This is a genomic window from Streptomyces sp. NPDC053431, assembly GCF_044544925.1.
Classification (GTDB): Bacteria; Actinomycetota; Actinomycetes; order Streptomycetales; family Streptomycetaceae; genus Streptomyces.
Genome location: NZ_JBITXX010000002.1, coordinates 710607 through 732462 on the forward strand (window position 1 = coordinate 710607; position 21856 = coordinate 732462).

The following is a 21856-nucleotide window of genomic DNA, read 5'->3' on the forward strand; positions in this document are numbered from 1 at the left end:
GATCTTCACGAGCTGCTTTCATGCGTCGGTCTCACGGTCGTGGGGGAGGTGCGCCCGGGCAGCTTGTTGCCGCCGGAGGCCGGCTGGCGTATCGCGTACGGGATCGCGGCGCCGGACGGAGCGGTCCGGAAAGCGCTCGACGTTTCGTGGTGGCGCCGCCTTGCAGGTGCCGGCGGTGAGTTCCTGGTAGCCGTCCTTGGTCATCGAATCGGCGGCAACGACTCCTGGTGGACCCGGGTCCGCCACACCGACGCCCCAGGTGGTGTGCCGGGGCTGAGCGGGGATCCCGGCTTCGTGGCGCTCTCCCTCGACGGGCAGGTGCTTGTGGCGATGGTGCCGGGTGCCGGCGGGCCTCGGGTGACGGCCCTGGACCGGCTGCCGGAGCGGTTGGAGGAGGCTGCCGCGGCCGTCGGGCGCGAGACGCAGGCCGAGCGCGCCGAGGTATGGGCTACGGTGCCCGGCCGGCCCGCGTGGCCTTGGCACTGGGCGGAGGGGATCGGTTCCAACCCAGCCGCCCCGGACGAGCTGCTGATCCGACTGCTGGACGTGGAGGAGGGCTTCCTGCACGGATGCGACCGCCCCGCCGTCCTCGACGCCGCCGTCTCACACCCCGACCCGCACGTACGCTCCAGGCCCGCCGACACCTTTCGACCCAAACTCGCGCCCGATCAATGGCTCCGCCTGATCCGCGCCGAACCGTCACCGAACCGGCGCGTCCTGTGGGCCGAGCACGCCCGCGTGTGGGGCACCCAACTCCCCGAGGATCTGTACGACGACCTCCTGGCCGGCCCGTCCCGCGCCTCGGCCGCCGAACTCCCAGGCCTCCCCGCCCACCACCTCCCAGGGCTCGCCACCGACGCCGACCCCCGGGTACGCGCGGCCGCCTGCACCCGCTGGCAGGACCTTGCCCCACCGCTGCGGGACCGCCTGCTGGCCGACACCCACGAGGGCGTACGTACCGCAGCGCTGCTCGCCCACCACACCGACACCCCCATGCCCCGCGAGGTCCTCTCCACGCTGCCCGAGCCTGGGCGCGCACTCGAACGATGCCGCCTCTCATCGGAGCTGGAGACGACACTCGTCCGAAACGGCGACGCCGAAACCCGCCGCGCGCTGGCCACCAACCCCCGGCTCAGCGCACACGGCATCACGGTCCTGGCGCAGGACCCGGACGACGACGTCCGCTCCGCGACAGCCCTACGGCCGGACCTCACCGAAGAACAGCGCGCCGCCGTGCGCTACGCATTCGACCCCACGTCGATGTCCCACACCCTGCCCTGGGTGGAGCGCCTGCACGGCGACCCAGACGCCATGCGCCGCCTCGCCGCCTCCTCCCATCCACTCATCCGACGCAGCGTCGCCCGCGCCGGACACCTCCCACCCGACGTCGTGGAGCGCCTGGCACAGGACGAGGACCGCACAGTCCACCTCTTCCTGGCCGAATCATGCGAGGACGCACCAGCCGACATGCTGCTGGACGTCTGGCGCTGGTGGGACGGCAGCTTCACCCACCCCGGCCGCCCCCGCAACCACCCCAACTTCCCCCGCACCGACCTGCTCCGCTACATCGACGACCCCGACGGGCGCATGCGCCGCCTGGCCCTGGACGATCCACAATCCACACCCGACCACGTCGCACGCCTCACCCGCGACCCGGAAGCCGAGGTACGCCACCGCGCCGCCGAAGACCCCCGACTCTCGCCGGCCGACGCGGTGCGGCTGCTGAACGACCCGGCCGCCCACGTCCGCGGAACCGCGATCCGCAATCCGCGGCTGCCGGCCCGCGTTCTGGCCGGGCTGCTGCACCATCCCGACACGGCACGCGCGGCGGTCGCCAATCCCGCGATCCCGATCCCCGTCCTGCACCGCATCCTGCACGTGGCCGAGGCCGCCGTGGCAGCCCGGCGCTGAACACCGCCACCTCACAAGCGCCGCACCTGCTCGCCGCGAACGTCCTCGGTCCGAGGACGGCCCGTCTCTTCGAGGCGTGACGGCGGGACGGGCGCACGGTGTGGTCACCGTGCGCCCGCGGCGTTCGCTGATCAGTCGATGGTGTCGACGATCTCGCCGAGGTCGACGAACTTGAAGCCGGTGGCCTCGCGGTCGCCGTCACCGGGGGTCTCCTGGCCGTCCTGGACGACGAGGAGGCCGTGGGGGTAGCGCGTGCCGAGCGGGGCGTTGAGGGCGGCGGCGCCGTCGCAGACCTCGGAGCCGTCGAGGGTGGTGGAGGCCGCGGCGATGCGGAAGGCGTGCTCGTACTCGTTGTCCTCGTCGCGCTCGCGGTCGTAGGCGACGAAGGTGTTGTCGCCCTGGCTGGAGGCGAGCAGGTAGCCGTCGCCGTCCGGCTCGTCGACCAGGGTCAGGCCCTCGACGTCGGCCGTCAGGTGCGTGCCGCCGAAGCCGGGGTCGGCGCCGGGCGTGCACTGCTCGGTCTGCTCGTCGTACGTGCCCGGGACGCCGTATTCGCGGACCTTGTCGATCAGGGTCGGCGTGCCGGTCAGGCCCGCGTCGATGCGCCAGATGCCGACGTCCTCCTGCCCCGCGTACAGGGTGCCGTCCGCGGGGTCGACCACCATGCCCTCGACCTGCGGAAGTTCACCCGGCTCGGCGCAGGGCGTCCAGGCGGCGCCGTTGGGCAGGCGGAAGGAGGAGGGCAGGTCGAGGGTGCGGACCTGGCGGTAGTCGACGGTGCCGGCCGCGGTGGGGAGCAGTTCCAGCAGGGCGATCCGGGTGCGGTTGCGCCGGCTGACCAGGGCGTAGGAGCGGCCGGTGGTGCGGTCGGTCCAGGTGGCCAGGCCGTACGCGGTCTTCTGCTCGTTGATCTCGGCCTGGTCGGCGGAGAACACGGGCCGCACTCCCGGGTCGGTGACGTCGGTGAGCGGGCCGCCGGGCTTGTTCCGGTCGATGCGGTAGATCCGCAGCCGGTCGTTGCCGCGGTCGCTGACCACCGCGACGTCCGCGCGCACGCCGCCCAGACGCAGGCCCTGCACCAGGTCGACGTTGTTGAAGCGGCCGGGCTTGTCGTCGGCGCCCGGCCCGGCCGGCGCGGGGATCGACTGCACCTGGCGCGCGTCCAGGTCGTAGACCCGCAGGCCACCCTGCTTGGCGGTCGCGATCACCAGGCTGCGGCCCGGGTCGGCGGCGTTGCGCCAGATCGCCGGGTCGTCCGCGTTGGCGTTGCCGCCGGCCTCGTCGTCGAACAGCGGCGCGGTCTCGGCCTTCGGCCGGACGCTGTCGATCCCGGAGGCCTGCGCCGGGAGGGTGAAGGAGGTCGCCAGTGCCGTGCAGAGAGCGAGCGCGGAGGCGCGGGATGCCAGACGTATCGTCATATTTCTTCCTTGTATGCGGGGTTTGCCCTGATGAGGAAGATGTTCACGGTTGTATCTGTCATGTCCACGATTAAAAGGTGGCCGGTGGTTGAACACACCGCGAAGCCCGCGGAGTGAGGACCGGGCCCCCTGCGCATGCGGTCGCTCCTGCGACCGGAGCACCCGAGCAGGGGCTCCGGCCGCAGGAGTGCCGGTGGTGAGCGGGACCGGTCAGCCGATGGCGATCTCGTCGACCAGGAAAATGGTCGACAGGTAGGTGTCTTCGGTGCCGGCGAACTCCAGCTTCACCGTCTGCCCCTGGTAGGCGGACAGGTCGACGGTCTTCTGGACGTATCCCGCGCTCGCGTTGGCGTTGGAGTAGGTGGCCAGCGTGGTGCCGTTGACGTTGACCTTGAGGGTGTCGTAGGCCGCGGAGCCGGACTCCTGGGTGGAGACCTTCAGCCAGAAGGTGAGCTTCGGGGTGCCGGTGGAGGGCACCGCGATGTTCGACTGGGACAGGGACTCGACGGCGTCAGCGCCGTAGCCCATCATCCAGGCGTACCAGGACCCGTCACGCGCGGCCTGCAGGGACGAGTTGGTGATGATGCTGTCGCTCTGGGTCCAGCCGCTGGTGCCCTGCTCGAAGCTGCCGTTGGCCAGTGCGTTCCCGCTGGGAGGCGTGGTCGGCGAGGGGGTGGGGGTGGACGGCGAGGGGGTGGGGGTGCCCGTGCCGGGGTCGGGCAGCGCTGTGCCGACGCTGACAGCTGCCCACGCCTTGGAGACGAGGTAGCGCTCCTGCGAGTTGGTGCCGTACAGGTCGGCGGCGGCCTGCAGGGTGGCGGTGCGGGCGCCGGCGTAGTTGGTGGTGGAGGTCATGTAGGTGGACAGTGCCCGGTACCAGACCGCGGCGGCCTTGTCCTTGCCGATGCCACTGAAGGTGTCGTTGTTGCAGGTGGTGCCGTTGTGCGAGCGTCCGCCGATGGTCTTCGCCCCGGTGCCCTCGGCCGCCAGGTAGAAGAAGTGGTTGCCGATGCCGGAGGAGAGGTGCACGTCCACCGAGCCGGCGCTGGAGTTCCAGCAGGACAGCGATCTGCCGTCGGCGGCGGGGTTGTCCATCCGGCGCAGGTAGCCGCCCGACATGTTGAGCTTCTCGCCGATGTAGTAGTCGCCCGGGTCGCCGGTGTTGTTGGCGGAGAACTCGACCATGGTGCCGAAGATGTCGCTGGTGGCCTCGTTGAGGCCGCCGGACTCGCCGGAGTAGTTGAGGTTGGCGGTGGCGGCGGTGACGCCGTGGCTCATCTCGTGGCCGGCCACGTCCACCGCGGTGACCGGGGTGTTGCTGTTCTGCGAGGAGCCGTCGCCGAAGTACATGCAGAAGCAGTTGTCGTCGTAGAAGGCGTTGAGCAGCCCGGTGTCGACGTGCACGTAGGCGGGGGCGCCGCGGCCGTCGTTGCGGATGCCGGAGCGGTTGAAGGAGTTCTTGTAGTAGTCCCAGGTCTTCGCCAGGCCGTAGGAGGCGTCCACCGCGGCGCTCTCGCGGCTGGAGCTGGTGCCGTTGCCCCAGGAGTTGGTGGTCTTGGAGAAGGCCCGGACGTTCTGCCTGGGGTTCGACTGCGGGCTGTTGTACGAGTCGTAGACGATCGTGCCGCCGTGCGCCGCGTCGGTCAGGGTGTAGCCGCTGCCGGTCTGGGTGGTCTCGATGGAGACCTGGCCGACGGTGACGCCGTTGCCGGTGCCCGTGATGCTCTGGTGCAGCTCGTACTGGTCCAGCGCCGCGCCGCTGGACGCGTCGACGATCACCGCCTCCCGCGAGGCCGGGCCGGCCTCACCCGCGCCGGTGACGGTCGAACGGTAGGCGAGAACGGGGATCTTGCCGACCGCGTACACCACCAGGGTGCTGTCCTTGCTTCTTGCCTTGGCGTGCTTCACGTGCTTGGCGTGCTTCACGGCCTTGGCCGAGGCGTCGGCCGCCGTCAGCTTCGGGGTGGTGCCGGCGACCCGGATCGCGCCCTGGTGCGCCAGGTCAGAGCCGGTGATCGTGCCGTTCTTGGCGAGGTGCACCACCAGGTCGCCGCCGATGACGGGCAGGCCTCTGTAGGTGCGGTCGTAGCGCACGTGCCGGGAGCCGTCGGCGTCGATCAGCACGTCCTTGGCCACCAGGCGCTCGTCGGGGCCCAGGCCGAGCGCGCGGGCGGTGGCGGCCGCGTTCCGGCCGGCCGTGCGTATGGCCTCGCCGCGCGCGTCGGCCGTCATCGCCTGGAACCCGGCGCCGGGTCGGGCGGCGGAGGTACGGGCGGCCGCGGTGGGCCGGGGGGCCGCGGTGGACTGGGTGGCCAGCACGGTCACGGAGCCCAGGGCGAGGGCTGCCGCGACACCGGCTGCCAGGGCGTTCTTGCGGTTCATCGCAATCCTTCCGCCGGGCCTTGTCGGGGAAACGCCGCGGAACGTCATCTGAGGTGCGGGGGGCGTTCAGCAGCGGTTGGCTCGGCTGTGGCCATGAGGTTAGGGACGCGGGAGGCAGCCGACATCGGGGCAATCCCTTGACCTGGACCGGGGAGGGCCGGCGGGCGCACCATGGCCCGATGCCAGACTCTGCGATGTGGATAGACGCGTCCCACGAGGCCGGTCCCGTGCTGCCGGTGGTCCCGGAGGACGTGCACGGCACCCGCCGGATCGTCTTGTTCGGGCCGCCCGGAAGCGGCAAGACCACCGCGGCCGGGGCCTTGGGGCGACGGCTGGGCCTGCCCGTCCTGCGGCTGGCCCCGCGTCCGCAGGACGCCCGGGTCCCCTGCGCCGGGCTCCTCGAACTCGCGCTGGCCCTCCAAGCACTGCCCGCCGCGCGGGAGCTGACGGCGGCACTCGACGACGCCGCCGGCCGGCCGAATTTTCCGGACGATGCCGGTCGGGCCCTGCGGCTGCGCCGGCAGACCGCCGCCCTGCTGCGGGACGCACCCCCCATGACGCTGGTGGTGGACAACGCCCAGTGGCTGGACACGGCCAGTGCGGCCGTCCTGGGTTGGTCGCTGCGCCTGACCCCGGACCTGCCCGTCATCGCGGCCGAGCGCACCTGGCGCCCGGGGGGCGCGGGCCACTGGTGCGGGGAGGACACGTGCGCGGTGCGCATCCCGCCCCTGACGGCCCCTCAGGTCGCGGCTCTGCTGTCCCCGTACCGGCTCGCCCCCCGCGAGGTGACGCGCATCCACACCCGCAGCGGCGGGAACCCGGCCCTGGCCCTGGCGCTGGCCGACGCCTCGCGCCTGCTCCCGGACCGGGAGGGTGGAAGCGAGTCGGCCCTGCCGCCGACGGCCCGCCGACTGGTGGGCGAGTGGCTGGACGAGGTACCGGCCCAGGTACAGGAACTGCTGACGTTCGCCGCACTGGACGACCGGCCCGACCTCGAACTGCTCGGCCGTCTCGCCGGCCCGGCAGTCGAGGCCCCCCTCGCCCAGGCCGAGGCAGCGGGGCTGCTCGACATCGGACGGGTGGACGGGAGCGTACGGTTCACCGCCTCCGCGATCGGCACCGAACTCGCGGCCCGACTGCCGGGCCACGCGCGCAGGCTCCTGCACGCACGCCTGGCCGAGGCCAGCCACGACAGCGTCCGCCGCGACCGGCACACCGTGCTGGCGTCCGATGCCGCCGACCCGCGGTCGGCCCGCCACGCCGCCCGCGCCGCCGTACGCGCCCGGCAGCGCGGCGACCACGCGCTCGCGGCAGAGCTCTCCCTCCTCGCCGCCCAGCGCACCCCGCACGACGACAGCGACCTGCTCACCGAACGGGCCCTGACCGCCGTACGCGACGCCGCCCACTACGGCGACCTTCCCCGCGGCCGGGCCGCCGCCCGCCTCGTCCTGGGCCACGACACCACCCCCGCCCAACGCGTCGACGCCCTCGTCGCCCTGATCGACGCGAGCGGCCAGCACCTGCAGAGCGCGGACGAACTCTTCGCCGACGCACTCCACGCGGCGGCCGGACGATCCGACCTCACCGCGCAGATCCTCATCCGCCGATCCGTCTGGGCCAACGTCAACGAGGGCGACCCCCACAGGGCGTGTGCCCTGGCCGGCCGGGCCGCCGCCCTCGCCGAGGCCGTAGGCGACACCGCCACCACCGTCATGGCCCTCACGATGCAGGCCCGCCTTCAACGCGTCCTCGGACACCCCGACGCCGAGACTACGCTCAGCCGCGCCCTGTCCCTGCCGCGCGCCGCCTCCATCCCGGTCAACGGCACACCTCGGCACCTCGCCGCCCGGCACGCTCTCTTCGACGACCGCCCCGAGGAGGCCCGCACCGCGCTGCTTCCCCTGCTCGTCGAAGCCGAGCGGACGGGAGACGCCGAGGCGACCGTGGACATCCTGCGCGGTCTCGCCGAGGCCGAACTCCGCGCCGGACGGTGCACCAGGGCGCTCGACCACGCCCACCGCGCCCAGGCGCTGACCGACGCGACCGCCCTGTCACCCGCACCGGCGTGCTACACCTCCGCCCTCGTCGAGGGCGCCGCCGGGCGCACCGACCTCGCCCTCGTCCACGCACGCCGCGGAGTCGACACCGCCCGGCAGGAGGACAACAAGATCTTCCTCTCCCGCAACCTCTTCGCCCTCGGTGGCCTCCTCCTGGCCACCGGCCGCCTCAAGGAAGCCCTGGAGGCCCTGGAAGAGGTCCGCGCACTGGAGGAGCTCCAGCAGGTCCGCGACCCGTCCGTCCTGCGCTGGCATCCCGAACTCGCCGAGACCCTCGTCGCCCTCGGCCACCTCGACCAGGCACAGAGCCTGTTGGACGACACCCGCCGCACCGCGACCGACCTCGGCAGGGACACGGTCCTCCCTTCGCTCGAACGCGCCCAGGCACTTCTGGACGCCGCCCGCGGCGACTACGGCACCGCGGCCCAGCGCCTCGACGACGCGGCCGACCGCCTCCGCCACCTTCCCCTCGAACGCGGCAGGACCCTGCTGGCGCTCAGCCACACCGAACGACGCGGACGCCGACGCGCCAGCGCCCGCACCGCCGCGCAGAGCGCCGCCGACCTCTTCACCGCCCACCAAGCACACCCCTGGGCCGAAACCGCCGCGCACACCCTCAGCCGACTGGAAGCCACCCCCACGGACAACAACGCCCATCCCAGCCTCACCTCCGCCGAACAGCGCTGCGCCGAACTCGCCGCCGCCGGAGCGAGCAACCGCGACATCGCCACCACCCTCACCGTCAGCGTCAAGACGGTCGAAGCGACCCTCACCCGCGTCTACCGGAAACTCGGCCTGCACTCACGCTTCCAGCTCGCGCACACCGTCACACCAGCACGTGAGTGACCAGCCCGTACGGCTCCAGGAGCCGCCGGGTTCAGTCGTGCACCGGGCGACGACGTCCGGCCTGCACCACGGATCGTCAGAACCCTTGCCCGCCACTGCATGACTGCACGTGTCGAGGGGCTCGGAAGCGGTGACGGCCCGCAGCGACAGTTCCGAGGTCTGCCGTGGACCCGTCGGCGGCACAGACCCCGGGCACCACATCAGGGCCGCTCGGTCGCCTGCCGGGCCGGGCCGCGCATTTCGAACCCGGTGCAGCCCCAACCGTAATTCGTCAATTGCCAAGCCGTCCTCACCCTGGAGCGGCAACGCTGAAGAAGCTCACTGATGGGTGTCACCGTGCTCGGCTATGACGGCCAGCTCGTAGAGATCGGAGCCGTCGCCGCCGTGCTTGATTGCTGACCCGACGGGCCGTCCCTGCCGGCGGGCGGTCCCTGCCGCGGGCCATCTCTGCCGAGGGATCAACCGTCCCGCCTGAATCTTGGCTCCGGGCACGACCGGGTACCAAACAAGAAGATCGAGAACGCGTTACAGGCGGTGGCTTCGTTCACTTCAAGCGACAGCGTTCGTCCGTGGGTTCTGACAGCGTTCAGTGGTCACCTGCACGCTGGCTGTTCACGGAATATGGTTCTGGCTCACTCTCCGTGGAGGGCTGACTGAGTGTGATGTCAGTGGCAGGGGAGAGGATGCCGGTATGACACTGCTGCCGATCACCGCGCCCGCGTCCCTGCTGGACGTGCACCATCTCGATCCCGAAGCCGGCGGGTGGGGATTCAGGGTCGATCACGCGGTGGCGACGGCGGCTGGCGACACCTACGTGCTGACCGGCCTGCGCCGCTACCGCAGGCATGCAGCCGGCTCGGCCGACCCCGCCGAGCAGAATTTCGGCTACCAGCTGATCACCCGCTACGGCTCCGACGGAAAGCCCACCGCCACCGCCGTGTTCGGACAGCCGGTTCCGGGCGGCGGCCCGTCGGCCATACCTGAGCGCGACGGGACGACCCTGGCCGTCCTCCCGGACGGCGCGATCGCCGTCAGCTCCAAGCCCGGCAGCACCCACCTCCTGTCCCCGGACCTGGACGAGGTCCTCGCCTCCTGGCCGATGTCCTGGGGCTGGGAGAACCGGCAGGATCCGTCGGAGGATCCGTTCGCCGCGTCGATCGCCGTCACCCCTGCCGGTCGGCTGCTGTGCATGACCTCCGAGTACGGGCTCAGCAACTGGGCCGGCGCCCACGCCAACATCGTCGCCGTCTCCGAACCGGGCATTACCCTCGGCCCGGGCCGCAAGCCCGTGCTGCGCGCCATCGCGACCCTGGACGCACGCACCGATCGCCAGAGCGACACCGACTCGTACGCACACGTGCGATACGGCGACGAGCCGGTGGGGCGCGGCAACCGCCCCTCGCCTTCGTTGACCGAGGCCCTGTCGGAACTCACCGGGACCAGCGGCAGCCTCTACGGCTACCGCGACTCCACGATGACCCGTCCGGCAGCGCTCGGCGACGACCTGTTCGTCGTCCCGGTGTTCGGGAAGATCTACCGTTCGACCAACCGGGGGCAGGAGTTCAGCTTCGCCCTCGTCGACGACCGCGGGGTGTTGCAGGGCCGGCTGGGAGGCTTGCACCTGCGCGAGGACAGCCCGTTCACCGGCTTCGACTTCACCGTCGTCGCCGACCCGTACCGTGCCCGTGCCTTCCATCTCAACCGCTACGGCCTGTACGCGTGGAGCGCCGACGGGGTGTTGCGCGCCCGGATGCCCACTGCGGAGAAGCCCTTCAAGCCCCTCGTCCACTTCGCCCTGCTGGAGTGCACACCCGCAGGGGAGCTGCTCCTCGCACACCGCAAGCAGCGCCTGCTGCTGCGGGTGCCGGTGCCGCAGGACCTGGACGACCTGGCGGCGGCGGTGGAGACCACGCTGAAGGGCTACGGGCGCGAGCGCACCGCGCTGAAGAAGCAGTACTCACCCGTGAACTGGCTTTGGTCGGACAGCGCGGCCACCGTGCACCATCTCTGACGACCCATCATTTCGATCGCGGTGTGCCGGGTGTGCGGTGTGTCTGTGAGTGCGGGCCGTGGAGGTCAAGTCCGTGCCGGCTTGCGACGCAGGCGGGGTATGCGGGGATCGATGGTGCGTCTTCTCTCCTGACCGGGTTCTGCGCCTGGTGGATCCGCCGCCGAGTGACCTGACAGACGCCAGTCCCGTTACGGGAGAGACCGCGAGGGACGGCCGGGTCCCGGCTGCCCTCGCGGCGTCGCCATTGCTCCTCTCGCCCCGACGACGTCCGTGAGGTGGTCATCGTCGGCTCCGCCCCCCGCCGGGCACACCGTTGGGTGGCGTTCCCAGGCCATGCGACGAGGACCCGCAGGCCGCGGCTGCTTCCTACGGGGTCGAGGGGCCGTCGGAAGAACCCGGGCAGTTGACGTTGAGGCTCTTGAAGTCGGTCCATTCGTAGGTGCCGGTGGCGTTGACGATGACGAGGCGTTCGAGGCCGATGCTGCCGTCGTGCTTGCAGAACTTCTTGCGCCCCTGGGCGTACGCCTTGTGCTTCAGGACGCGCTCCAGGTCGGCCCTGGTGTAGTAGTAGCCGCCGCCGACGTTCGGTTCGAGGTTGATCTGCACGACGCGTTCGAAGCCGGGCGGGGCCTGCTCGGGGCCGCGCTTGCCCTGGGGCTTGCCCAGCTTGTGCTCGCCGTTGAGCTGCTCGACGGCGTCCCCCATCCGTTCCCAGAGCTTTTTCCAGGACGTGATGGTCTTGACCTGGACGGCGCGCTTGAGTTCCTGTCCGTCGCGGGTGCTGGTGAAGATGTAGTCCGTCTTGTACGTTTTGCCGTCGCCGGCCTTGTAGCCGCCGTCGAACCAGACGTGGGCGTTGGGGTCGGTCTTCAGCAGGTGCGCGACCTGTTCCAGTACGCGGACGCCGCCGATGGCGTCGGTGCCGTCGAGGCTGTCGGCGAGGTCCCCGAAGTTCTGGAGGCGGCCGGAGGCGGCGATCGTCATGAGTGCGGAAATCTGGCCGCGCATGTTGGCGTCGCGCAGGGCGTTGACGGCTTTCTGGTTGGCGGCTGTGTCGTCCGCGGGCAGGTGTCTCGTCATCTGGTCGAGGATGTTCGCGACGGAGGGCATCAGCGGTGTGGCGACGAACACATCATCGGGTTCCAGCTGCCGTGCGTGCAGGCGCCGGCCCACGTCGGGGTCGGGCCCGTACAGGGCGGTGGAGTACACCCACGAGTAGTCGGTGTGCCGGATGGTACGCCCGGTGCCCTTGGCGATGTTGGGACGGGATCCGCTGACCTGCTTGGACTGTCCGGGTGCGATGGTGCCGAGCGGGTGGACTCGCTCGTTGGTGCCGGGGAAGGTCAGGTGCAGGACGGCTTCGCCGGGCTGGTCTCCGTTGTTCGTGACGGTGAAGGCGTACGAGCACGGGTCTTCCGAGCACAGGGAGGGGGTGTCGGAGGTGGTGTCGAACACCGGGCCCTGCGTTGCCTTGACCTTCGCGGCGGACGTCAGCGGCGGCTTGGCGTTGGCCTTGGCGTCGTCGGCGGACGCGCGAGCAGCAGCGGTCTCCTTGTCCGGGGCCGGGGTGGGTTTCGCCACCAGGTACGGGTTGTAGAACCGGTCGTCGCCGTCGTCGGACGGCACCCGGTACACCGCGGACACGGGCCTGCTGTCCATGGTGGTGCGCCAGGCGGCCGTCTTGACCGGGCTGGCATCGGCAGGGTTGATGCCGACGACGAACACCGTGTGCGGGGCTTCGTCGGCGATGACGACCGTACGCTCTTGTGCGACGTACGAGGTTGCCTTACGCCCGTACGCGGTTCCGGCGTCCTCCGCGACCACCGCGGGGTCGGCGGTGACCTCCCGCACAATCGAAGCCAACGCCTTCGGCGTCAGCGAGCCCGCATTCACACCGAAGGCATCGAGCATGTGATACCCGGAGCGTTTGACCGGCGCCACCCAATGCCCGCCACTGGACAGGTCGGTGCCGTAGTGCGGACTCTGCTGCGCCCAGAAGTCGTTGTCGCCCTTGATGTACAGCTGGTTGCCGGACCAGGCGATGGCAGCCTGCCCGGTCACGGGCATCCGCAGGGTTCCGCTGGCTATGCCGTCGGAGGTGACGGTCAGCTCGGCCAGGGTCTGCGGATCTCCGTCGCCGGGGGCGTAGGCGGCCGACAGGTGCACGCCCGGCATGGCTTCCAGCTCCCGGGCGGCCGCCGTGCCTCTGGCCGGCGCGACGGCCACCCGGGATTCACCGCCCCCACCGTCGGATCCCGCACCGGAACTGTCGGAGCCGTCCGGCCAGAGGATCGCACCGGCGGCCACGATGACGGCGGCGGCCAGCGCCAGGGCCGCTTGCAGGTGCCGCCCCTTGCCCGCAGGGCCGGCCGGTGGCACGGCCGGCGGATGAAGCGGCGGGGGCGGGAAGACGGCCGGGGGTGCGGCGGGCGGATGGAGCGGCGGGGGAGGGGGGACGATCGGGGGAGCGGGAGGCAGGGATGGCGGGCCGTCCGGGCGCGGTGGGTGGGGCGGTATGGCAGGTGGGGGCACGGTCGGCTGCTTCTGCGGCTCTGGTTCGTCGGCACCACTACCTGGCTGGTGCTCGTTCACGCTGCCCCCTTCGTCGTGTCCAGCGGTTGACTGCGCCCGACGACGGATTCTTCGGTGCCGGAGGCTGTGTTACGCATCTGGGGACACTAGGCGGACGCGCACGGGGCCCTTCAGCCGGTTACCGGCCATCGTGTGGCAAGTAACCAGCTACCGGGGCGCCGGTAAGAAGGTCCGCAGCCGCAAACCGAGGTGATCTTGTGTGTGGGGGGGGCACCCGTGTGGGCGGGTTCAGGGTTGTGCAGCTGAGCGGAGTGAAGCCAGGAGGGGACGATCCACGACCGTGGCTCGTGAATTTTCGGGGCCGGCGCTCCCCGGCGGGTAGGTCGGGGTTCGAGGCCGGGCCGCCGAGGGCGGCCGCTCATGCGGCTCCCACCTCGCCCAACAGCGGGAGCTGACGCCCGCCGACGCCCCATCTCCCGCTCGACGACCAGCGGGGTCCCGCATGTGTCCTTCCGGATGTGAGAGGCGGGCCGATCGGCCCGCGGTCGGCAACCGCCCACACCGTGGCGACCTCGACGGCTCACCACCCGAACGCCCCGAGGGACTGTTTCAGCTTGTTGATCGCTCGCTCGATGGTGTCGCGTTTCTTGGCCGAATGGCCGGCGGCCGCCCACGGCCGGGCGGGGGCGGCGGCGGTGCCGTTCGCGGGCACGTTTCGAAAGCCTTCGAAAGGCTGTCGGGCCGGCGGGCCGCCCCGCGAGACTCCTCGGTACCGGGGCAGGCCGCGACCGGTTCGCGGCCGGAAGGCATCGGGCCCTGGTGACCTACGCATGTCAGGAGCACATCAGTGATGAGGAGAGCGTTCTCCCGGCGGCCGGGCGGGATCGGCCGGCGCCGGCTGACGACCACGGCGCTGGCGGGGACGGCCCTCCTCCTCGCCGTCACCGGCTACGTAAGCGCCGGGGCACCGGCAGGCGAGGGCGGGGCCGCGGCACCAGCGGGGACCGTCGCCGTCACCACCACCGTGGGGCGGAGCCTGCTGCACGACGCCGAACAGGAGCTCCAGCGCCGGTGCATGACGGCGGCCGGGTTCCGGTACTGGGCCAAGCCCGAGAACCCACTGCCCGAGGCGCGCGACTTCCCGTACGTCGTCGACGACGCGCAGTGGGCCGGGCGGTACGGCTACGGCAGCGTCCTCAAACCGCGGGTCGAGGCGCTCCGCCGCCAGGACCCGAACCGGGTGTACCTCGGAGGCCTGCCCCCAGAACGCCGCCACGCCGCCGTGACCGCCCTCAACGGCACCACCGACGGGCAGGGGCTGCGCGCCGAACTGCCCGGCGGCGCGGTCGTGGGACACAACGGCAACGGCTGCCGGGTGACGGCCTGGCGCGCCCTGTACGGAGACGTCGCCGGCTGGTACGCGGCGAACACCCTCGTTGGCAACCTGGGCGGCATCAGGCGGCAGCGGGTCGCCGCCGAACCCGAGTTCGCCGCAGCCGTACGGGCCTGGTCGGCGTGCATGCGCGAGCACGGCTTGCCGTACCGGACCCCGCGCGAGGCCAGGGACGCCTTCCTCGGCGAAAAGAGCGCTCCCGACAGGGCCCGTGAGGTGCGCGTGGCCGTCCGGGAGGCGCAGTGCGCACACGACAGCGGCCTGGCGGCCGTCGCCCAGCGCCTCGACCACCACCACGACCGGGAACTCCGTCGTGAGCACCGCACTGCCGTGGAGCGGGTGGAGCGGCTCCGGGCCGCCGCCCTGCCGCGGGCGCGTGCCGTACTGGGCCGCTGACCGGCGGTCCGCCACACCATGACCCCCGCGCGCACCAGCGCGGGTCGCTCACCCCTGCACCGACAGCTGACATCACATGAGGAGAGTCCATGCCCAAGAACCGCATCACCCACCTCACGGCCACCGCGCTGGCCGCGGCCACGATCGGCCTGTTCCCGGCAGCGGCGCACGCCGCGACCGTGCCGACGGCCGGTACCGTGGCGGTGGCCGGCACCACCACCGCGGCGGCCGACGGCTACCTGTACGCGTGGGAGCACTCGTGGAAGGGCGGGCGACAGGCCAGCTGGTCCGACGACAGCGGCAACTGGGCCGACCGGAACATGCGCAACCAGGCGTCGTCGGTGCACAACAACGGCTTCGCCGGCGCCTACGAAGACGTGCGGCTCTTCTGGGACACCGACCAGGGCGGGGCCTGGTACTGCCTGGGCAACGGCAGCTACCTGATGGACATGCGCTACGACCGCTTCCCGTACAACGGAACCGGCGGCGGCGAGCCGCTGAACGACAACATCTCGTCGCACGACTGGGTCAACGCCTGCTGATCACCCCGACCGCACACAGGGCTCGACCGCTCACCGGCCCGGCCCCCTGCCCCCGCCGCCCGCGCGGCGGGGGTTTCGGTCGTTCTCCCCCACGATCCGGCCAACACCCTTCCGGGAAGAGGCCGCTCCTCTAGGCTCCCAGCCGACCGGGGACGACCGGTCACCCAGGGGACCCATCGGGGGATGGCCATGCCCAAGGAACCGACCGTGCCCATCGGCCCCGCGGAAGACCTGCGACTGTCGGTCAGCAGGCTCCCGGGCACCACGCTCTTCTCCGTCATCGCCGACACCTTCGGCCAGGCCTCCCACGGGATGCCGCCACAGTGGCGGCGCGTCATCCGCGACACGGCACCTCCCGCAGCCGCGGCGACCCTGCAAGCACTGCTCACCTCCAGCCATCCTTGGGCACCCGATTCGCTCGCCCTGACGTCGGGCGCCGACACCGGGGGCGGAACGGGCACCGCGACCTCGATCACCGACGAGCTGGACCGCATCGAGCCGGACACCCTGCTCGGTGAGGTGGAGCACCGGTTCGGCAGCGCCGTCCCCGCGCCATGGCAGCACGTGGCCGAAAGTCCGGGGCAGTTCCTCGACACCTACCGGACCCTCACACGCGCCGTCTGGGACGCCTTCGCCCCGCTGTGGCACCAGGCGGACGCACTGCTGGGCCGCGAAGTGGAACGCGTCGGGGTCGCCTCCGTCACCGGCGCGCTCGACACGGTCATCAACGACCTCGGCGCCCCCATCCGGTACGCCGACGGCCAGCTCCACCTGCCCCATGCGTGCTCACAGCACGCCACCGGACCGGGGCGGCGCCGGTTCGTCCTCGTCCCGCTGGTGTCCGGGTTCGGCGCCTGCACATACAGCGCGGAGGACCCAGACCTGATCTGGGTCGGCTACCCACTCCCGGGGCTGGGCCGGCTCGCCCACCGGTCCACCGAACCGCACCCGCCGCCCGCGCAGGACCGCCTCGACCTCGTACTGGGACCGGTCCGCGCCACCCTCCTGCGCCACGCGCGCCGGCGACCGTCCGTGTCGGAAGCCGCGAGTCTCGCCCACATCACCGTCAGCACCGCCACCTACCACTGCGACCGGCTCGCCAGCTCGGGCCTGCTGCGGCGCCTACGCCACGGCCGGGAGATCCGCCTGTGCCTCACGGACGACGGTGCGGCTCTGCTCGACCTGCTGGCATGAGCGTCATTGGCAGGTCGCCGGTTCGGGGAGCACCGAGTGGCAGGAACGGCCCGCGGCGTGGTGCCTGCCGAGCTCGCACATGCGGCCTGCGTGTCGTCCTGCTCGTGGTCCTCGCCGTGGCCCCCGCCGCCGGCCGCGACGATCCGCCCGTCCTCGTCGCGCCGCAGGTGGACCTTGCGTTTGCCGCTGGTGAGCTCGCGGGAGGCGAGCTGCACGACCAGGCGCTCGTCGCACGCGGAAGGGGGCCCTGGCCGACCTCGAGGACGAGCTGGGCATCAAGCACACCCGCGCCATCGCGCTCCTCGACCACCCCGACGCCGACGAGCGCGACACCCTGGAGCGCTACCCGGCGGAGTACATCGACATCAACGCCTCCCGCGAGGCCGTCGACTACCTGGAGCAGGTGCGCAACGACCCGCGCAACCAGGTCCTGTGTGAGGACTGCGGGTGGACGAACGGGATGGTCCGCGGACAACGGTGCGTTCGCGTGGGTCACGGTGTCGTCGTGGCCGTACGGGACGCGTGGTGGCGTGCGCCGGTGACGATGAGCGAGACGTTCTGCCCACCGAAGCCGAAGGAATTGCTGAGCACGGCCTCCTGGGGGACGTCTCGTCGCTCTGCGACGACATCGAGATCGATGTCGGGACCGACTCCGACCGCGGTGAGGTTACGGGTCGGCGGGATGACGCCGTGTTCCACACTGAGGACGGCGATGAGTGCTTCGATCGCGCCGGCGGCGCCAAAGAGATGACCGAGCGCGGCCTTGGGGGCTGTCACGGTGGCGCGGCCGAAGACCTCCCCGATCGCGTGCGCCTCGGCTACGTCGCCGACCGGGGTTCCGGTGGCATGGGCGTTGATGTGGCTGATCTGCTCGGGAGCCAAGCCGGCTTGTGCGAGAGCCTTCCGCATGGCCGAGATCTGACCGGAGCCGTCGGCAGCGGGCGCCGTGATGTGGTGAGCGTCGGCGGCGATGCCGGCGCCTGCGAGTACCGCGTGGACGCGCGCGCCTCGGGCGCTGGCATGCTCAGCGCGTTCGAGCACCACGACGGCAGCGCCTTCACTGAGGACGAATCCGCTGCGGTCCGCGGCGAACGGCCTGGACGCAGAAGCGGGTTCGTCGGTATGCCGCGACAGTGCTTGTGCCTGGGCGAAGCCGGCAACGGTGATCGGGGTGATCGCGGCCTCGGTCCCGCCCGCGATGACCACGTCCGCCTCGCCGGCGCGGATGAGCCTGGCCCCAAGGGCGATCGCCTCGGCACCGGAAGAGCACGCCGAGACGGGCGTGTAGACCCCGGCCCGTGCACCGAATTCGATACTGATCAGCGCCGCCGCCGCATTGGGCATGAGCATCGGGACCGTGCGGGGCGAGACGCGCCGGGTCCCGGCCGCCTCCAGTACGTCGTCTTCCTTCAACAGCGTCCGTATACCACCGATACCCGTGCCGATCGCCGAGGCGAGCCGGTCCGGGTCCACCTCCGGGGCGCCCGCGTCGGCCCAGGCTTCGGCCGCCGCGACGAGCGCCGCCTGCTGTGAGCGGTCGAGCCGCCTGGCCTGTACCGGCGGCAGCAACTCGGCGGGGTCGATCGCCATCGTCCCGGCGACTGTGTCGGGAAGGCCGGCGTCCTCGTGGCCGCGCAGGACGCCGCCGCGGATGCCGGACTCGCCGGCAAGCAGGGCGTCCCAGGTGGACGCCACGTCCGCCCCGAGTGGTGTGATCGCGCCGAGTCCGGTCACGACGACTTCGGTCTGGTGCATGCCCTTCAACCTTTCTTGTATGCGATACAAGCGAACGCCATTGTTGTATCACATACAATTTCGGTATGGAGAAGAAGCGAACCGAAGCTCGATCGACGTCGGCTCGGTCGCGTGACCGCGGTCGCGCGACGAGGCGCCGGCTGATCGAGGCGACTGCACGGCTCTGCAAGGAACGGCCCGGCGCTGAGCTGAGCGTCGCGGAGATCGCGAACGCGGCAGGCGCCTTCCCCAATCAGGTCACCTACTACTTCGGCTCCAAGGACTCGCTCCTCGTGCACGCCGCCTTCTTCGGCTTGCTGCACGACGCCCGACGGATCGAGCGCATCGGTCGCCAAGCCCCCGACGCGGCGACGTTCCGACGCAACATCGCCCGCGCCGTACTTGCCATGCCCTCGCTCCCGTCAGTCACGCGAGCACTCGCCGCAGGGATCTCCAAGCCCGACCTCGCCCCCGTGGTCGACCGGCACCTCCAGTTGCTGTTCCGGCAATCCGAGCGCTTCGTGAGCCAGCTCATCGACAGTCGCGGCTGGAGGACCCGTCGACCGCTCAACGTGGAAGCCAGGACGTTCTGGAGCACCGCGCTCGGTGCAGTGCTGCTCGTTCGCGCCGGGGCACATGGCACCGTCGCCGACCTCGACCTCGCCGGAGCATTGACCATCCACGACGAACCCGATCCCGGTTAGCCCAGTCGAACAGGCCGGCGACGACGTGTGGTTTCCGCGCGGCGGTGGCCTTGTCGCGGTCGGCGTGTTTGCCGTCGCCGACGAACTCCACTGCTGCGGCTGGTGACCTGAGTCAGAGGTTCGTCGGGAGATCGGCGTCATCCCCCGCCTGGCGGGGGATAGGCGTCTCCCGCCAGGCGGGGGATGACGCCCTCCTGGCCGGCCGAGCGGAGGTCCACGCCACGCTGATGGTCAACCCCGCCGCCGGCGACGGGAAGGTCATGCGACCTGACGAGGGCTGGCTGGGGGTACCACGAGATCGGTGTCGTCCAACCATCACCCGCCCCCTGCCTTGAGTGTATGGGCCGGTCAGTGCACGCCTGACAGCCAGCCACGACCTCCAGGACTTGGCCCGCACCGGGCTCGTCCGCCTGGTGGCCCGTGGAGGCGGGACTGAGGTGGAACTGACTGGCCAGACCTTGTGGCAGGCCGCCGAAAGCCTTGCCCCGGGCGCGGGAGGGCGGACCGCCGAGCTCGCTGTGCGGGCAGTCGTCGCCGGCTACGTCGCCGACTGGGGGCCGCCGAACGCGTCGAAACCCCGAGAAGCGATGGAAGGGGGACGAACTACGCCTGGCTATGGGACAGTTCGTGATGCCGCGTCACCGGTTGCCGGGAGAAGGGCACGATATGGCTGGGGAGTCGGCGGGCGACTGGCTGACGGCGCGCCAGGTGAGCACTTTGTGGCCGGGCGTCGGTGCTCGCTCGGTGTATGTCAATGCGCTGGCCCATGGAGTGCGGGTCCGTACGGACAGCTGGATGACCACCACCGGGTCCGCCAGTAAGACGTGGTATCACGCCGACGACGTGCGCCGAGTGGCCCCGCAGATAGCAGCCCAGCCACCGCTCAAGGGGCCGTCCCCGCTGCCGTGCTGTCTACTGCTGATCGTTCTGGCAGCGGTACCAGCCGTCTGGCTGGCGCTGGCCATACGAGACACGGTTTCTCCCTAGTGATTCGAGTCGGAGATTCGTCGGCAGTAGGCAGCGACTTTGTCGAGGATCTCGTCGGCGGTCTTCGTCCAGACGAACGGTCTGGGGGTGCCCGTTCCAGTCGACGAGCCAGGCCCGGATGTCGCGTTCGAGGGCCTGGACGGATCGGTGGACGCCCCGTTCGAGCTTCTTGTGGCTCAGCTCGGCGAGCCACCGCTCCACCAGGTTCAGCCAGGACGCGCTGGTCGGCGTGATTTCGCCGCAACTGTTGTCGCGTAGGTCGGTGGAGGGGGCGGCGGTTGCGGCTGGGATCGCGGCCACGAGCGCCGCAGCGGCAGCCCACGACGGCCGCGCGTGCGCGGTACGGGGAAGTGATCATGCGCGGTACAACGACGGCCCCCAGCGGAGTTGCCCCGGTCTCAACGGCCGTGCGCAGATGAAGAGGCCGCCGGCTCTGGCAGGCCGGACACAGCTGCTTTGGCGGATGGCGGCCGCCCGGGCGGCCGGGATCGCGGCGACGACTGTTGCGGCGGTCAGCGCGGCCGCCGCGTGCTGATCGGTCATGGCTCCCTGAGTCCTTCGGTTGCGGGTCGCCATCGGCGGGAGGGCCGGTGTCAGCGTCGTCCCTCCCGCCTCCGGCTTTTCTGTGTCAGCCGGGCCAGGATCCGGTCAGGGAGCGGGTGCGGTGGTGCCGGCGCGGTCGAGGGCCGCTTTGGCCGCGGCGAAGATCGCGCCTTGCGGGATGGCGGATGCCGCTGACGGCCCCGAGCGCCGGCCGACCGGCTTGTAGGCGATCCTCGATGCCTGCACCTGGATCACCCCTTGCGGCGGCGGCAGGCCAGCCACACCAGGACGACCGCTCCTGCCGCGGTCAGCAGCACGCCGCGGTTGTCCCGCGCCAGGCGCATCCCCTGGGACGTCGTGTGCCGCACGGGCTCAGGCGCCTTCTCCTGCCACAGCTGACCGGCCTGCCCCGCCTTCGCCCTGGCCTGCTCGGCGGCCTGGGCGGCCTTGCTCTTGACCGGATCGGGCAGCCGGTCCTGCGCCTGGTGGGCCAGGTCGGTGGCCTTCGCCTTCAGCTCCTCGGCCTTGGCCGCGGCCTGGTTCTTGACCTCGGCGGCCTTCTCCTGGGCGCGGGCCTTGACGTCGGTCTTGGCCGCCAGCGCCTCGACCGTCTGCCCGAGCTCCTCGCGGGTGTGGTCAATTTGCTCACGCAGCTCGTCGGTGCCGGGGGCGGTGGGCTTGTCGTGGGGTCGCTCGGTCATCGCTGGGCACTCTCCTTGATCTCGGCCACATCGGCCTTCACGCTCTGAGCCGTCTGCTCGGGCGTGGGCGGCGCGGCCTGGTCGACCTGCTTCTTCCCGCTGAGGGCCATCACCGCGGCGACCACACCCAGCACCGCGGTGACGATCAGCGCAGCAGCCCACACCGGCAACACCACCGCGAGGGCGGCAATCGCGGTGGCCACCAGCGTCTGCAGCATCAGGAAGCCGACCACACCGGCGCCGCCGAACAGGCCGCCGCCCTTGCCGTAGCGCTTGCCTTTCTCCTTCATCTCCGCCTGCGCGAGACGCAGCTCGCCGCGCACCAGCTCCGTCAGTTGCTGCGAGGCCCGCTGCACCAGTTCGCTCACCGGCTCGTCGGCGCGCTGCCGGGTGCGGCCGCGGTCAGGGGGTGGCTGCATGGTCGGCACGACGATCACCTCCGTAGTGGTCCTGATCCGTGAACGGCAGCCCAGCAGTGGACCACCGCATGGCGCGCGTGTACCCC

Annotated in this window: 14 protein-coding genes and 2 pseudogenes; 8 read left to right on the plus strand and 8 right to left on the minus strand. The window is 71.4% G+C overall.

All coding sequences use genetic code 11. The annotated features are described in order from the left end of the window. Window positions 1–264 precede the first annotated feature (264 nt). On the plus strand, window positions 265–1911 hold the full coding sequence (locus ACIGXE_RS09295; RefSeq protein ID WP_399745101.1) for a hypothetical protein: 1647 nt from the start codon (window positions 265–267) through the stop codon (window positions 1909–1911). A 131-nt stretch (window positions 1912–2042) separates the two neighbouring features. On the opposite strand, the gene ACIGXE_RS09300 is transcribed toward ACIGXE_RS09295, so the two are convergent. Further along, the gene (locus ACIGXE_RS09300; RefSeq protein WP_399745103.1) at window positions 2043–3329 is read right to left on the minus strand and encodes a phytase; all 1287 of its coding nucleotides are present in this window, start codon (window positions 3327–3329) and stop codon (window positions 2043–2045) included. Between the two features lie 210 nt (window positions 3330–3539). Next, a complete protein-coding gene (locus ACIGXE_RS09305) occupies window positions 3540–5711 on the minus strand; it encodes a M4 family metallopeptidase (RefSeq protein ID WP_399745105.1) in 2172 nt (723 codons plus the stop codon). Between the two features lie 179 nt (window positions 5712–5890). Here ACIGXE_RS09305 and ACIGXE_RS09310 point away from each other — a divergent pair, with 179 nt between their 5' ends. The 3 genes and pseudogenes from ACIGXE_RS09310 to ACIGXE_RS09320 all read left to right on the plus strand — a co-directional run bounded on the left by ACIGXE_RS09310 (window position 5891) and on the right by ACIGXE_RS09320 (window position 10625). After that, window positions 5891–8614, plus strand: a complete 2724-nt coding sequence (locus ACIGXE_RS09310) for a LuxR C-terminal-related transcriptional regulator (protein ID WP_399745107.1) — start codon at window positions 5891–5893, stop codon at window positions 8612–8614. A gap of 315 nt (window positions 8615–8929) precedes the next feature. Further along, window positions 8930–9013: pseudogene (locus ACIGXE_RS09315) on the plus strand (RidA family protein); the annotation flags it as partial. A gap of 292 nt (window positions 9014–9305) precedes the next feature. After that, a complete protein-coding gene (locus ACIGXE_RS09320; RefSeq protein ID WP_399745109.1) occupies window positions 9306–10625 on the plus strand; it encodes a hypothetical protein in 1320 nt (439 codons plus the stop codon). 366 nt (window positions 10626–10991) lie between these two features. On the opposite strand, the gene ACIGXE_RS09325 is transcribed toward ACIGXE_RS09320, so the two are convergent. Together ACIGXE_RS09325 and ACIGXE_RS09330 are read right to left on the minus strand one after the other, a co-directional pair. Beyond that, a complete protein-coding gene (locus ACIGXE_RS09325; protein WP_399745111.1) occupies window positions 10992–13004 on the minus strand; it encodes a hypothetical protein in 2013 nt (670 codons plus the stop codon). A gap of 733 nt (window positions 13005–13737) precedes the next feature. After that, a complete protein-coding gene (locus ACIGXE_RS09330) occupies window positions 13738–13869 on the minus strand; it encodes a hypothetical protein (protein ID WP_399745113.1) in 132 nt (43 codons plus the stop codon). A gap of 138 nt (window positions 13870–14007) precedes the next feature. On the opposite strand from ACIGXE_RS09330, the gene ACIGXE_RS09335 reads away from it, so the two are divergent. From ACIGXE_RS09335 to ACIGXE_RS09345, 3 genes are all read left to right on the plus strand, one after another. Further along, a complete protein-coding gene (locus ACIGXE_RS09335; protein WP_399745115.1) occupies window positions 14008–14946 on the plus strand; it encodes a hypothetical protein in 939 nt (312 codons plus the stop codon). Between the two features lie 89 nt (window positions 14947–15035). Continuing rightward, entirely contained in the window at window positions 15036–15488 is a 453-nt protein-coding gene (locus ACIGXE_RS09340) for a hypothetical protein (protein ID WP_399745117.1), read from the plus strand. Window positions 15489–15695: 207 nt separating this feature from the next. Then, window positions 15696–16682 carry a hypothetical protein gene (locus ACIGXE_RS09345; protein WP_399745119.1) on the plus strand — a complete coding sequence of 329 codons (987 nt, stop codon included), beginning with the start codon at window positions 15696–15698 and terminating at the stop codon, window positions 16680–16682. A 492-nt stretch (window positions 16683–17174) separates the two neighbouring features. On the opposite strand, the gene ACIGXE_RS09350 is transcribed toward ACIGXE_RS09345, so the two are convergent. Continuing rightward, window positions 17175–18437, minus strand: a complete 1263-nt coding sequence (locus ACIGXE_RS09350; RefSeq protein ID WP_399745121.1) for a beta-ketoacyl-[acyl-carrier-protein] synthase family protein — start codon at window positions 18435–18437, stop codon at window positions 17175–17177. A 65-nt stretch (window positions 18438–18502) separates the two neighbouring features. On the opposite strand from ACIGXE_RS09350, the gene ACIGXE_RS09355 reads away from it, so the two are divergent. Continuing rightward, the gene (locus ACIGXE_RS09355) at window positions 18503–19120 is read left to right on the plus strand and encodes a TetR/AcrR family transcriptional regulator C-terminal domain-containing protein (protein ID WP_399745123.1); all 618 of its coding nucleotides are present in this window, start codon (window positions 18503–18505) and stop codon (window positions 19118–19120) included. A gap of 983 nt (window positions 19121–20103) precedes the next feature. Here ACIGXE_RS09355 and ACIGXE_RS09360 read toward each other — a convergent pair. From ACIGXE_RS09360 to ACIGXE_RS09370, 3 genes and pseudogenes are all read right to left on the minus strand, one after another. After that, a pseudogene (locus ACIGXE_RS09360) lies at window positions 20104–20338 on the minus strand (IS630 family transposase); the annotation flags it as partial. 563 nt (window positions 20339–20901) lie between these two features. Next, a complete protein-coding gene (locus ACIGXE_RS09365) occupies window positions 20902–21351 on the minus strand; it encodes a DUF3618 domain-containing protein (RefSeq protein ID WP_399745125.1) in 450 nt (149 codons plus the stop codon). After that, the gene (locus ACIGXE_RS09370; protein WP_399745190.1) at window positions 21348–21770 is read right to left on the minus strand and encodes a phage holin family protein; all 423 of its coding nucleotides are present in this window, start codon (window positions 21768–21770) and stop codon (window positions 21348–21350) included. The genes ACIGXE_RS09365 and ACIGXE_RS09370 overlap by 4 nt, the downstream gene beginning before the upstream one ends. Window positions 21771–21856 lie beyond the last annotated feature (86 nt).

Coding starts and splice junctions, on each gene's coding strand:
- ACIGXE_RS09300 (WP_399745103.1), bottom strand. CDS start 3,329: ATGACGATACGTCTGGCATCCCGCGCCTCCGCGCTCGCTCTCTGCACG.
- ACIGXE_RS09305 (WP_399745105.1), bottom strand. CDS start 5,711: ATGAACCGCAAGAACGCCCTGGCAGCCGGTGTCGCGGCAGCCCTCGCC.
- ACIGXE_RS09310 (WP_399745107.1), top strand. CDS start 5,891: ATGCCAGACTCTGCGATGTGGATAGACGCGTCCCACGAGGCCGGTCCC.
- ACIGXE_RS09320 (WP_399745109.1), top strand. CDS start 9,306: ATGACACTGCTGCCGATCACCGCGCCCGCGTCCCTGCTGGACGTGCAC.
- ACIGXE_RS09335 (WP_399745115.1), top strand. CDS start 14,008: ATGAGGAGAGCGTTCTCCCGGCGGCCGGGCGGGATCGGCCGGCGCCGG.
- ACIGXE_RS09340 (WP_399745117.1), top strand. CDS start 15,036: ATGCCCAAGAACCGCATCACCCACCTCACGGCCACCGCGCTGGCCGCG.
- ACIGXE_RS09350 (WP_399745121.1), bottom strand. CDS start 18,437: ATGCACCAGACCGAAGTCGTCGTGACCGGACTCGGCGCGATCACACCA.
- ACIGXE_RS09355 (WP_399745123.1), top strand. CDS start 18,503: ATGGAGAAGAAGCGAACCGAAGCTCGATCGACGTCGGCTCGGTCGCGT.
- ACIGXE_RS09365 (WP_399745125.1), bottom strand. CDS start 21,351: ATGACCGAGCGACCCCACGACAAGCCCACCGCCCCCGGCACCGACGAG.
- ACIGXE_RS09370 (WP_399745190.1), bottom strand. CDS start 21,770: ATGCAGCCACCCCCTGACCGCGGCCGCACCCGGCAGCGCGCCGACGAG.